Here is a 13,002-nt window from a genome sequence, read left to right as displayed (position 1 = left end):
ATGGTTTATACAGTCCAAAAAAAGATAGTTCCCTATGAAGGGGACTATCTCTTTTTTGTTTTATTCTTTCCCATCTAAAAGACGTCCAAGTCCGCCTAAAACGCTGCCTTCACCGCTGTTTTGAGCTGCTGGGCTTGTAAGGCGTGCTGCTAAACGGCTAAGTGTTAAGGACTGAATCCAAACCGTTCCAGGACCTTCTAACGTTGCGAAGAATAAACCTTCGCCGCCAAATAGAGCTGTTTTTACTTTTCCAACGAACTCGATATCGTAGTTAACGTCTTTTGTCATGGCAACGAGACAACCTGTATCGATGCGAAGTCTTTCGCCAGGTTTTAATTCACGCTTATATACAGTTCCTCCTGCATGCATGAAAGCGAGTCCATCACCTTCAAGTTTCTGCATGATGAAACCTTCACCACCGAAGAAACCAGTTCCAATTTTTTTCGTAAACTCAATTCCGATAGAAACGCCCTTTGCTGCACAAAGAAACGCGTCTTTTTGACAAACGACTTTCCCTTGATATTGTGTTAAATCAACAGGGATGATTTTTCCTGGATAAGGAGCGGCGAATGATACGTGGCGCTTGCCATGACCTGTATTTGTAAAGACAGTCATAAACATACTTTCACCTGTAACGAGACGCTTACCAGCGCCCATTAATTTACCGAATAGACCACTAGATGGGCCAGAACCATCACCGAAAATGGTTTCCATTTCGATATGATCTTCCATCATCATCATTGCGCCAGCTTCTGCGATAACGCTTTCTTCTGGATCTAATTCAATTTCAACAAACTGCATATCATCGCCATATAATTTATACTCGATTTCATGTGCTTGCATTTTTTCACCTCATCATATGTAGTAATTATATTGTACAAAAATCAAAGGAATTAGAATACTGTAGATTTGTTAATTTTTGAATAAAAATAGAATGAAAATTTAAGGTTATACTAGGATTATAAAAAACGATGGTTTGAAAGTGTTCTCATTTGACGTTTTTGACATAGCATGATATAGTGAAAACACTATTGAGCTACATAATGTGGTACGGAAATAAAGCACGTTGTATTAAAGGCTGTAAGCTTGTTATACATTCATGTCCTTTATATCCACCTTTTCATGTGGATTCATAGTTTCATTTTTATTTAGGAGGTACATGACATGCAAACAGGTAAAGTTAAATGGTTTAACGGCGAAAAAGGTTTTGGCTTCATCGAAGTTGAAGGCGGAGAAGACGTATTCGTACATTTCTCAGCTATCCAAGGCGACGGCTTCAAAACTTTAGAAGAAGGTCAAGAAGTTTCTTTCGAAATCGTTGAAGGAAACCGCGGACCACAAGCAGCTAACGTTACAAAAAACTAATTAGCTAGCGATAAAAAGCATTCCGAATTTCGGAATGCTTTTTTTATTCTTTGGAGCTAGATTCATTTGAAGATAACTCGCCTTTGAAAGTGCGCTCTTCAAAGTCATCAAGCATTTGTTCATACTCTTCATGTTCTTCTGTGGCGAAAACTTGCGGATTTTTGCCATACATGTCTGTTCCTATAAAATTTTCGAAATCCTCTACATACCCAACATTTTCCTCACTATTTACGTACATGCCATTATAGTTTTTGGAATCCTGTCTTTCTAAATCGGACGGTGTTTCTGATGTCCCGTAATTTGCGACATCTTGCCATGCATCTTCAGCATCGTATTCTACAGAATGATCTTCGTCGTGCTTGTGAAAAGAAGGAGCCAACACCTCTTCTTCAACTGGTCGCGTGTTCATATTTAATTTATTTGTAGTGTGCTGAATACACGTTGTAGCGGTTGGCATTGCCTCTAATCTTTCAAACGGAATTTCTTCGCCAGATACTTCGCAAATTCCATACGTACCTGCTTCAATTTTTTGCAGGGCATGTTTCGTATCTTCTAGCTGCTTATGCCAAAATTCGATGAGCCCGAAATCTTTCTCGCGTTCGTATAATTCTGTAGCCATATCACCTGGATGATTGTCATAGCTAGATAATTCTCCAACAGAATCGCGTTCAGAAGCACGATCTGTATTCTCATGAGTTTGTATTGTTACTTCAACTTCTTGCTGTTGTTTTTCTAAAATAGATTTAAATTGATTTATTTGTTGTGGAGTTAACATAGTCTTCCACCTTCCTACAAGTCAGTTTCTTTACATAGTATGAGCGTTGAGAGTAGGAATTATGAGCTGAATTTCAGCTCGGAAATCGGTATAAAAAAAGAGCCGCATAAGCAGCTCCTTTTTATAGAAAATATCCAAGCAATAATCCGATTCCCATGAGGAGACCGAAGATTGTATTTGTTTTCGCTGTTGCAATCATCGCAGGTACCATTTCCATTGGAATGCTTTTGCCGATAAAGCCTTTCGTCGCTTTCAATGCTTTCGGTGCACTTAAAAATACGATAAGCATCCACGGCGATACGATGTTCACGATAATTAGAGCGATTGTCCAAATATAAGAAACGATGAACATAGAAGCGAGTACACCAACGGCTCTTTCACGTCCGACGAGAATTGCTAACGTTTTACGACCGTTTTCTTTATCGCCATCTAAGTCACGAATGTTATTAGCTAGTAAAATGGCACCAATTAAAATGGAGCTTGGAATAGATAATAAAATGACTTCTGATGTTACAGTTCCAGTTTGAATAAAGAATGAAATCCCAATAATAATGACACCCATAAATAATCCGGCTGTTAACTCTCCAAATGGTGTATAGGCAATTGGAAGTGGGCCACCTGTATAAAGGTAGGCAACGGCCATACAAACAAGACCGATTGCAGCAAGCCACCAGCTAGAATTCATACAAATATAAACACCTAATAGTATTGCGATGCCGAAAAATCCAAATGCTAAGTTAAGCACTGTTTTCGGCTGAATGCCATCGCGAACGATAGCGCCGCCGATACCGACTGACCCTTCGTGATCGAGTCCTCTTTTATAATCAAAGTATTCATTAAACATGTTTGTTGCTGCTTGAATGAGAAGACAAGCGAGAAGCATCATAAGGAAAAGAGGGAGATGTATTTGATTTATACCTCCGACCTGCATCGCATAGGCTGTTCCGATGAAAACAGGAACGAAAGCTGCTGTTAATGTATGGGGACGTAGTAAACTCCACCAAATGCGCCAGCCGGTTTGCTTACTTGGCTTTGGCGCCGTAGGAGAGGAATTCGTTTCGACGTTCATTTCCATGTTGAATCCTCCTTTGGTCACATATTGTACACAACTAAGTGTAGAAAAAGCATCATTTAGTGTCAACGTTTATTTTCTAGGAAGAGAAGGTGAATTTCTCAGAAATGCTAAACGTTGACAGGCCTTTCGTTTGAGGTGTATCTTAAAATCAAGCGTAATTATGACTATTTTTCGCCCATAGGGGGGAGACAATTGTGATTCAAACGAAACAAATAGGCTTGCAAGAAGTTCTTAGTGCAGCCATTAAGCGTGCAACTGATGAAAAAATATTGGTTAGCTTCGTAAAACAAATAGACTGGATAGATCCGCTTCTGTTTTATGCAGCAGGAAAAAGGATCTCATTCGAAAATAGATGTTATTTTGCAGACCCAGCTCAGCATGTAATATTTGCTGGAATTGGCTCTGTTTTCACTATAGCAACTTCTTCTCACAAACGCTTTCAAACGGCTCGTGACGAGTGGGATAAAGTAAAAGAGAAAGCATTTGTACAAAGAGGAAGATACGAATTTGGGACAGGTCCTCTTTTATTTGGTGGATTTTCATTTGACCAAGAAAAAGAGAAAACCGACTTATGGAAAGAATTTGATGATACGACATTTTCACTACCAGCATTTTTATTAACTGTAAAAAATGAAAAAGCATGGTTAACAATGAATACATTCGTTTCAGCAACTGATTGTGCAGAAACTCTTTATAACGAAATTGTTTCTTTAGAAGAGAAAATTTTTTGGGAGAGTAAATGTGCACTAGAGGGATCGAAATTAACAGTTACTTCTAAAGTAGAAGTAGATCCGAAAGGCTGGATGAAGGCCATTGAGACAGTGCAAGATGAGATGAAGCAGGGGAACGTGCAGAAGGTTGTATTAGCGAGGGAGCTAAAAGTAGAAATGGATCATCATATTGATTCTGCTCTTGTTTTAGAAGCGCTTCGCATTGGGCAACCGGATTGTTACGTATTTTCTTTTGATTATAAAGGAGCATGCTTCTTAGGAGCGACGCCAGAGAGGTTAATACGCAAAGAAGATGAGAAATTTACTTCGATGTGTCTTGCTGGTTCAACTGGTCATGGTCAATCTATAGAAGAAAGTAAACGAAATAGTAATGCGCTTCTTCATGATGAAAAGAATTTAGCTGAACACGGTTATGTTGTGAACATGATTCGAGGAGTGCTAAATGAGCACTGCGAATCCGTTAATATTCCGGAAAGTCCGGGCTTATTAACAACGAAAAACTTAATTCATTTATATACGCCTGTAGAGGCAAACGGCGATGCGAGTCTTTTAACAATGGTAGAAGAATTACACCCAACACCAGCTCTTGGCGGGACACCTCGTTTGGAAGCGATGAAACTGATTCGTGATGTTGAATTGTTAGACAGAGGGTTATATGGTGCACCGATTGGCTGGATAGATGATGAAGGAAATGGTGAATTTGCGGTTGCACTTCGCTGCGGATTATTAAATGGCGCGAAAGCATCCTTATTTGCCGGATGCGGGATTGTAATTGATTCAGTACCGCAACTTGAATATGAAGAAACAAGCTTGAAGTTTAGACCGATGCTTGGTGCTTTGGAGGAATTAATGAAATGAACAATCATATAGAAGCATTATCATATTATTTAGGCGCGTTCGTGGATGAACTGACGCGTCTAAATGTATGTGATGTTGTCATTAGTCCAGGCTCACGGTCAACACCGATTGCTCTACTAATGGAACAACATGAAGGAATGAACACATATTTACATGTAGATGAAAGATCAGCAGGATTTTTTGCGCTCGGTATCGCAAAAGCAAAAAAACGCCCTGTTGCATTATTATGTACGTCAGGAACGGCAGCAGCGAACTACTATCCAGCTGTATGTGAAGCTTTTCATTCACGAGTGCCGCTTATCGTCTTAACGGCAGATAGACCGCATGAATTAAGAGATGTTGGTGCACCACAAGCGATGAATCAATTCAATTTATACGGTACATTTGTGAAGCAATTTACAGAGATGGCACTTCCAGAAGCGAGTGAAGCGATGTATTATTATGCTCGCATGACAACGCAGCGCACGATAGCAAGCGCACTTCTAGCGCCGCAAGGACCTGTTCATCTTAATTTTCCAGTTCGCGAGCCGCTTATCCCAGATTTCTCATTAGAAAGTTTATGGGATAAAGGACGCGGGGAATATACAGGAGTAGTTCAGCAAGGGAACGTGATGATGCCGAGTGAATATGTAGATTCTCTTGTAGGGCGCCTTTCACATATGGAAAAGGGGCTTATTATTTGTGGAGATGATAGTCATTCAGAAATCGCAGCGTTTGCGGCAGAACTAGCTGAAAAAACGGGATATCCAATATTAGCGGATCCACTTTCGAACATTCGTAGCGGACATCACGATAAAACGATGGTAATCGACTGTTACGATACATTTTTACGAAATGAATTGTTAAAAGAAACGTGGAAGCCAGAAGTTATAATTCGCTTTGGTGGTATGCCTGTTTCTAAAGCATTAACGCAGTTCATTAAAAAACAGAAGAAAGCCGTTCATATCGTTGTTGAAGAATCTGGCCAATGGAGAGACCCAGCTCTCGTTGCGACAGAAGTTGTACAGGCAAGTGATACTGCATTTTGCAAGGCACTAATAGAAAAAATACCAGCTATGAAACAGAATGATTGGTTCGGAATGTGGCAACATATAAACGAAAAAACGAAGGAAACGCTTCGTGAAATGGAAACATATGAAACTGCATTTGAAGGGAAAGTTATTACGGATATCGTCCGCGTACTACCAGAAGGGGCAACATTATTCGCGAGTAATAGTATGCCAATTCGTGATACAGATTCATTCTTCTTCACATCAGATAAAAATATTCAAGTGATGGCAAACCGTGGTGTAAATGGGATTGATGGAATCATTTCGACAGCTTTAGGAGCGAGTATTATTTGCGATCCGCTCGTATTAGTTATTGGTGATTTATCATTTTATCACGATTTAAACGGATTATTAGCCGCAAAATTACATGAATTAAATATAACGATTGTCGTTGTAAACAATGATGGTGGCGGTATTTTCTCATTCTTACCACAATATGAGAAAAAGGAACATTTCGAATCATTATTTGGAACGCCAATTGGACTTGATTACGAGCATGTTGTCAAAATGTATGGCGGTTCATTTAGCCGTGTAAATGGTTGGGAGCAATTCCGAGAAGAGGTGCAAAAGGGAACGACGAAGGAAGGTTTACACGTTGTAGAAATTTGTACGAACCGTGATGAAAACTTAATATTGCACCGTAAATTGTGGGCGAAAACGCAGGACATAATTACTGCATCGTTGCAAGGTGAATCAAAATGAACGTAACGCTGCAAGGTGTATCGTATGAATATGAAGTAGTTGGAAGCGGGGAACCACTTCTACTTCTTCATGGTTTTACGGGAAGCATGGAAACGTGGCGTTCCTTCGTTCCTTCTTGGAGTGAACAGTTTCAAGTCATTTTAGTAGATATTGTGGGGCACGGAAAAACGGAAAGTCCTGAAGATGTAACTCACTATGATATTCGAAATGCAGCATTGCAAATGAAAGAACTACTAGATTATCTTCATATTGAAAAAGCACACATACTTGGCTATTCAATGGGCGGTAGACTGGCGATTACGATGGCATGTCTATATCCAGAGTATGTGCATTCCCTTTTATTAGAAAATTGTACAGCTGGACTCAAAAGTGAAGATGAGAGAGAAGAACGTCGTGTAAAAGATGAGCGACTTGCCAATAAAATTGAGCGAGAAGGCATCAATAGTTTTGTAACGATGTGGGAAAATATTCCGCTGTTTGAAACGCAAAAATGTTTAGCACAAAACGTACAAGAAGCAGTGCGAAAAGAAAGACTTGCTAACAATCCAAAAGGACTTGCAAATAGCTTGCGCGGCATGGGAACAGGGGCTCAGCTTTCATGGTGGAACGAGCTGCAAAACTTAAAAATGCCTGTTCTTTTAATGAACGGGGAGTATGATGAAAAGTTCTTTCGCATATTAAAAAACATCGAAAAATGCGTCTCTGACGCGAAATTTGTCAAAATTGATGGTGCTGGCCATGCAATTCATGTGGAACAACCGGAAAAGTTTGATACAATAGTAAAGGGATTTCTAAAAACTATGCAGTGATGCTTTTTCATCTAAGAAGGAAGCTACACTTATAGAGGAGATCAGAAATATACAAGGAGGTAGTTGTAATGGCTATTGAATGGGTAAAAGAAGGCAATTACGAAGATATTATTTATTCAACATACAATGGTATCGCAAAGATTTCGATTAACCGTCCTGAAGTACATAACGCATTCCGTCCTAAAACGGTAATGGAGTTAATCAACGCTTTTGCACACGCTCGTGATGATGCAAATGTTGGCGTTATCATTTTAACAGGTGAAGGTGGACGTGCATTCTGTTCTGGCGGCGACCAAAAAGTTCGCGGTCATGGTGGATATGTAGGTGACGACCAAATCCCTCGTTTAAACGTATTAGACTTACAACGTCTAATTCGCGCAATTCCTAAACCAGTTATTGCAATGGTAGCAGGTTATGCAATCGGTGGTGGACACGTACTTCATATCGTATGTGACTTAACAATCGCTGCAGACAATGCTGTATTTGGACAAACAGGTCCTAAAGTAGGAAGCTTTGACGGTGGATACGGAGCTGGTTACTTAGCTCGTATGGTAGGCCATAAGAAAGCTCGCGAAATTTGGTACCTATGCCGTCAATACAGCGCACAAGAAGCGCTTGATATGGGCTTAGTAAACACAGTAGTACCATTAGAAGAGCTTGAAGCAGAAACAGTACAATGGGCACAAGAAATCTTAGCAAACAGCCCAATGGCACTTCGTTTCCTAAAAGCTGCATTCAACGCAGACACAGACGGTCTAGCTGGTATTCAACAACTAGCTGGAGATGCAACGTTATTGTACTACACAACTGACGAAGCAAAAGAAGGTCGCGACGCGTTCAAAGAAAAACGCAGTCCGGACTTCGGTCAATTCCCTCGTTTCCCGTGATCAAATCAAAAGCGGAGCCGACTGTTTAGCCTCGTAGGCTAAGGTTCTTTCGCACAGAAAGTGTTTTTTACTTTCTCGGGCGGAAGGTTCTTAGACGGAAGGGGCTAGGAGGCGTAGCTAGATGAGATCAAACCGGAAACAAAACAACTAAGAGACTTGATGTCATATCAAGTCTCTTTCTTTCATGAAAGGAGAATGGATAATGGAGACGATGCCAAATTGGTTAATGCAACGTGCATTTTTAACACCAGATCGCATTGCAATTGAAATAGAGGAAGAGAAAGTTACTTTTATGCAGCTGCATGAAAAAGTAGTATCTGTTTGTGAACACCTCACACATGTAGGAGTGAAGCGTGGGCAAAAGGTGGCTGTTCTGATGAAAAATGGTATGGAGATGATTACAGTTATTCACGCCCTATCTTACGTAGGTGCAGTAGCTGTGCTTTTAAATACGCGTCTTTCAAGAGAAGAGCTACTTTGGCAAATGGATGATGCTGAAGTTGTATGCTTAGTGACGGATCAAAATTTCGAGCCTAAAGATGTTCCTGTATATTCATTTGCCGAAGTGATGAATGGATCGAAGGCGGAAGCCTCTATACAAGAAGAATTCTCTTTAGAAAAAGCAATGACAATTATTTATACGTCAGGGACGACAGGGAAGCCGAAAGGCGTTATTTTAACGTACGGCAATCACTGGGCAAGCGCGGTTGGTTCTTCGCTTAATTTAGGGCTTCGTGATGATGATTGCTGGTTAGCTTGTATGCCGATGTTCCACGTTGGCGGGTTATCTCTTTTAATGAAAAATGTTATGTACGGAATGCGTATTTTACTCGTTCCGAAATATGATGCTGATTTTATTCATAAAGCACTTCAAACGAGAGGTGTTACGATCATTTCTGTCGTTTCTAAAATGTTAACTGATTTATTAGAGAGACTTGGAGGAGAGACATATCCATCTTCTTTACGATGCATGTTACTTGGCGGAGGACCAGCCCCGAAACCACTACTAGAAACGTGTGTAGATAAAGGAATTCCTGTGTATCAAACGTACGGTATGACAGAAACGTCGTCGCAAATTTGTACGTTATCCGCAGATTACATGTTAACGAAAGTAGGATCAGCCGGGAAACCACTATTTCAGTGCCAACTTCGTATTGAAAAAGATGGCGTAGTAGTGCCGCCGTTTACGGAAGGCGAGATCGCAGTAAAAGGACCGAACGTAACAGGCGGTTATTTTAATCGTGAAGATGCGACGCGCGAAACCATCCAAAACGGATGGCTTCATACTGGTGACCTCGGTTATTTAGACGAAGAAGGATTTTTATACGTATTAGACCGCCGCAGTGATTTAATTATTTCTGGCGGTGAAAATATATATCCGGCTCAAATTGAAGAAGTGTTGCTCTCTCATCCGATGGTAGCCGAAGCCGGTGTCGTCGGTATGACTGACGATAAATGGGGACAAGTACCCGCTGCTTTTGTTGTAAAAAGTGGAGAGGTAACAGAAGAAGAAATTCTGCATTTTTGCGAGGAGAAATTAGCGAAATATAAAGTGCCGAAGAAAGCATGTTTCTTAGAGGAATTACCACGAAACGCTTCGAAAAAATTGTTAAGACGAGAGTTAAGACAATTAGTGGAGGAGATGTAAGTGGAAATAAAAAAAGCGACACTTCATATAACGGAAATGCCACTCGTCATTCCGTTCGCTGCAAGCTACGGAACGTATGAAAAGCGTGAAAGTATCGTCATTGAATTAGAAGATACGGACGGATACATTGGATTTGGCGAAGTCGTTGCGTTCTCTGAACCGTGGTATACGGAAGAAACGGTGAAGACAGCGCTACATGTACTTCAAGATTTTTTAATACCGGATTTATTGAAAGCTGAAATTTCTCATCCGAATGAAATACCAGATTTGTTCAAGCATATAAAGAGAAACAGAATGGCAAAGGCCGGAATTGAAGGGGCTGTTTGGGGCTTATATGCAAAGCGTCAAAAGAAGTCATTAGCGGCATTACTTGGCGGAACTAGGACTGAAATTGAAGTTGGCGTTGTGATTGGTATCAATACAATTCCCGTCATGTTAAAACAAATTGAGAAGTATGCAGAAGAAGGGTACGAGCGTTTTAAAGTGAAAATAAAGCCAGAGCATGATTACGAATTATTGAAAGAAATTCGTAAAGAATTCCCGCATCTCCCGTTAATGGCTGATGCAAATTCAGCCTATACATTAGCGGATACGGAGAAGTTGAAGCGATTAGATGAATTTCAATTGATGATGATTGAACAGCCGTTAGCGGATTACGATTTTCTGGATCATGCACAACTGCAAAAGAAAATTGAAACGCCAATTTGTTTAGACGAAAGCATACATAGTTTAGAAGACGCGCGCGTTGCGATTACGCTTGGTAGTTGCCGCATCGTTAATATTAAACCAGGGCGAGTGGGTGGATTAACAGAATCCATTCAAATTCATGATTACTGCATGGAGCATAACATACCAGTTTGGTGCGGTGGTATGGTAGAGATGGGGATTTCACGAGCACAAAATGTTGCGCTTGCTTCACTGCCAAACTTTACGATTCCAGGTGATATATCTGCCTCTAGCCGACATTGGGAGAAGGATATTATTTCGCCGGAAGTGATGCTTGAGGGCGGAAAGGTGATTGTACCGCAAAGTGTTGACACTGAGTATGAAGTAAATCGAGGAAGGCTGGCGGAAATCACGAAGCAGCGGATAGTTTTGGAGCGGTGAATTTAATCAGGATGCCCGCAAATAGCGGTAGGATTTTGTTGTTAATTATCGGTAAGTCGATATAATTTCATTTACTAAGGTTACTCCCGTGAGTAACCTTTTCGTATTGTACAAATTGGATAGACTAGTTTACAATCGAGCGTATACAAGGGGGAGTAAAATGAAGAACATTTCAATTTTAATAGCGGATGATGAGGCAGAAATTGCTGATTTAATTGAGATACATTTAGAAAAAGAAGGTTACCACGTCGTGAAGGCAGCTGATGGAGAAGAGGCAATTCATGTTATTAAAACGCAGCCAATCGACTTAGTGGTTTTAGATATTATGATGCCAAAAATGGATGGTTATGAAGTGACGCGCCAAATTCGCGCGAAGCATCATATGCCAATCATTTTCTTAAGTGCGAAAACGTCTGATTTTGATAAGGTGACAGGTTTAGTATTAGGTGCAGATGATTATATGACGAAACCTTTTACACCGATTGAATTAGTTGCACGTGTAAATGCACAATTACGCCGATTTCTTACGTTAAATCAGCCGAAAGTAGCGGAGAATAAATCTGCTTTAGAGGTAGGCGGAGTTGTTATTGATCCTGAGCGAAGAACAGTAAATGTGTACGGAGAACAAGTTGAATTAACACCGAAAGAGTTTGATATTTTATATTTATTAGCGAGCCATCCGAAGAAAGTGTACAATGTGGAAAATATTTTTCAGCAAGTATGGGCTGAAGGTTATTATGAAAGTGGAAATACAGTTATGGTACATATTCGTACACTGCGGAAAAAACTTGGAGAAGATAAAAGAAAGAATAAGTTAATAAAAACAGTGTGGGGAGTAGGGTATACTTTCAATGGCTAAAAAGATGAGAAGCTTTCGCTCGAAGATGGTTATGCTATTTGCGTTAAGTATGATATTAGCTGGTGGGGTAACGTATATCATTTATGAAGGCTTACGGATCTACTATAAATTAGTCGTTCGTTTTGAAGATCCATTAGCCCAATTCCGTTCAATGATAAGACAAATTGGGGATGTTAATTTCTTTTTAATTATTTTTATCCCTCTGTCTATTATGTTTTTCTTCTTCCTTACTAGGCCTTATGTAAAATATTTTGATGAGATTTCAAACGGGATTCACCATTTGGCGAACGGAGATTTTACAAATGAAGTGCACGTTTCATCAAATGATGAGTTTGGATATATCGCACGTGAAATAAATGTAGCGAGTGAAAAATTAAAGGAAGCAGTGGAACGAGGAGACTTTGCGGAAAGTAGTAAAGACCAGCTTATTGTTAACTTAGCTCACGATTTAAGAACGCCGTTAACATCTGTTTTAGGTTATTTAGATTTAATTCTTAAAGATGAAAATTTGACGAAAGAACAAATTAAACATTTTTCCACAATCGCTTTTACGAAATCCGAAAGGCTGGAAAGTTTAATTGATGAATTATTTGAAATTACGAGAATGAATTATGGGATGTTGCAGCTGGACAAAAGACCAATTGATATAAGTGAATTGCTTATACAGTTAGAGGAAGAATTGTATCCGTTATTAGAGAAAAAGGGTTTAGAAGCGAGATTGAACATGGATTCTTATTTACCTATTAGCGGTGATGGAAAATTATTAGCGAGGGTATTTGAAAATCTTTTAACGAACGCGATTCGTTACGGGTATGATGGAAAGTTTGTCGATGTGAACGCATATATTGAGAGTGAAGAGGTAGTCGTACAAATTATTAATTACGGAGATAGCATTCCGGAAGAAGATTTACCGTATCTTTTTGATATGTTTTATACAGGTGATAAAGCAAGGTCAGAGCAACAAGGTAGTACAGGCCTTGGTTTATTTATCGCGAAAAATATTGTTGAACAGCATGATGGGAAGATTTCTGCTGAAAGTAATGTAATTAGAACGATATTTGAAGTAAGATTACCAAAAGAAGAAAGCTAAGCAATTTAATAAAAATTTAAACTTTACCCCACTTTTTATTTTAATAG

The 13,002-nt window shown here is 39.7% G+C and carries 12 protein-coding genes; 9 read left to right on the top strand and 3 right to left on the bottom strand.

Annotated features, from left to right (window positions below; all coding sequences use genetic code 11):
- Positions 1–60: 60 nt before the first annotated feature.
- Positions 61–843 (bottom strand): TIGR00266 family protein, encoded by a 783-nt coding sequence (locus tag DN393_RS16920; protein WP_001147830.1) that lies wholly within the window; start codon positions 841–843, stop codon positions 61–63.
- Positions 844–1,164: 321 nt separating this feature from the next.
- Between DN393_RS16920 and cspD the strand changes: the two genes are divergently transcribed.
- Positions 1,165–1,365: a cold-shock protein CspD gene (gene cspD, locus DN393_RS16915; RefSeq protein ID WP_001193052.1), complete on the top strand. Its 201-nt coding sequence runs from the start codon at positions 1,165–1,167 to the stop codon at positions 1,363–1,365.
- A 43-nt stretch (positions 1,366–1,408) separates the two neighbouring features.
- Here cspD and DN393_RS16910 read toward each other — a convergent pair whose 3' ends face one another.
- Positions 1,409–2,140, bottom strand: coding sequence for a yteA family sporulation protein (locus DN393_RS16910; RefSeq protein ID WP_064474437.1), 732 nt, complete (start codon positions 2,138–2,140; stop codon positions 1,409–1,411).
- A 121-nt stretch (positions 2,141–2,261) separates the two neighbouring features.
- Positions 2,262–3,215, bottom strand: a complete 954-nt coding sequence (locus DN393_RS16905; protein WP_000425755.1) for a 1,4-dihydroxy-2-naphthoate polyprenyltransferase — start codon at positions 3,213–3,215, stop codon at positions 2,262–2,264.
- 194 nt (positions 3,216–3,409) lie between these two features.
- On the opposite strand from DN393_RS16905, the gene DN393_RS16900 reads away from it, so the two are divergent.
- The 8 genes from DN393_RS16900 to DN393_RS16865 all read left to right on the top strand — a co-directional run bounded on the left by DN393_RS16900 (position 3,410) and on the right by DN393_RS16865 (position 12,955).
- Positions 3,410–4,804 carry an isochorismate synthase gene (locus DN393_RS16900; RefSeq protein ID WP_098101790.1) on the top strand — a complete coding sequence of 465 codons (1,395 nt, stop codon included), beginning with the start codon at positions 3,410–3,412 and terminating at the stop codon, positions 4,802–4,804.
- Positions 4,801–6,555 (top strand): 2-succinyl-5-enolpyruvyl-6-hydroxy-3-cyclohexene-1-carboxylic-acid synthase, encoded by a 1,755-nt coding sequence (menD, locus tag DN393_RS16895; protein ID WP_098101788.1) that lies wholly within the window; start codon positions 4,801–4,803, stop codon positions 6,553–6,555. The genes DN393_RS16900 and menD overlap by 4 nt, the downstream gene beginning before the upstream one ends.
- Positions 6,552–7,364, top strand: coding sequence for a 2-succinyl-6-hydroxy-2,4-cyclohexadiene-1-carboxylate synthase (gene menH / locus DN393_RS16890; RefSeq protein ID WP_064474440.1), 813 nt, complete (start codon positions 6,552–6,554; stop codon positions 7,362–7,364). Before menD ends, menH begins: the two co-directional genes overlap by 4 nt.
- Before the next feature lie 68 nt (positions 7,365–7,432).
- The gene (gene menB, locus DN393_RS16885; RefSeq protein ID WP_000963888.1) at positions 7,433–8,251 is read left to right on the top strand and encodes a 1,4-dihydroxy-2-naphthoyl-CoA synthase; all 819 of its coding nucleotides are present in this window, start codon (positions 7,433–7,435) and stop codon (positions 8,249–8,251) included.
- A 202-nt stretch (positions 8,252–8,453) separates the two neighbouring features.
- Positions 8,454–9,899: an o-succinylbenzoate--CoA ligase gene (locus DN393_RS16880; RefSeq protein WP_179958519.1), complete on the top strand. Its 1,446-nt coding sequence runs from the start codon at positions 8,454–8,456 to the stop codon at positions 9,897–9,899.
- The gene (gene menC, locus DN393_RS16875; protein ID WP_098110807.1) at positions 9,900–11,006 is read left to right on the top strand and encodes an o-succinylbenzoate synthase; all 1,107 of its coding nucleotides are present in this window, start codon (positions 9,900–9,902) and stop codon (positions 11,004–11,006) included. It begins immediately after the preceding gene.
- A 160-nt stretch (positions 11,007–11,166) separates the two neighbouring features.
- Positions 11,167–11,865 (top strand): response regulator transcription factor, encoded by a 699-nt coding sequence (locus DN393_RS16870; RefSeq protein ID WP_000790344.1) that lies wholly within the window; start codon positions 11,167–11,169, stop codon positions 11,863–11,865.
- The gene (locus DN393_RS16865) at positions 11,858–12,955 is read left to right on the top strand and encodes a HAMP domain-containing sensor histidine kinase (protein WP_064474443.1); all 1,098 of its coding nucleotides are present in this window, start codon (positions 11,858–11,860) and stop codon (positions 12,953–12,955) included. The genes DN393_RS16870 and DN393_RS16865 overlap by 8 nt, the downstream gene beginning before the upstream one ends.
- Positions 12,956–13,002: the final 47 nt, after the last annotated feature.

This window comes from Bacillus sp. BPN334, from assembly GCF_008368885.1.
Classification (GTDB): Bacteria; Bacillota; Bacilli; order Bacillales; family Bacillaceae_G; genus Bacillus_A; species Bacillus_A wiedmannii.
This window is presented reverse-complemented; position numbering and strand designations above follow the sequence as displayed.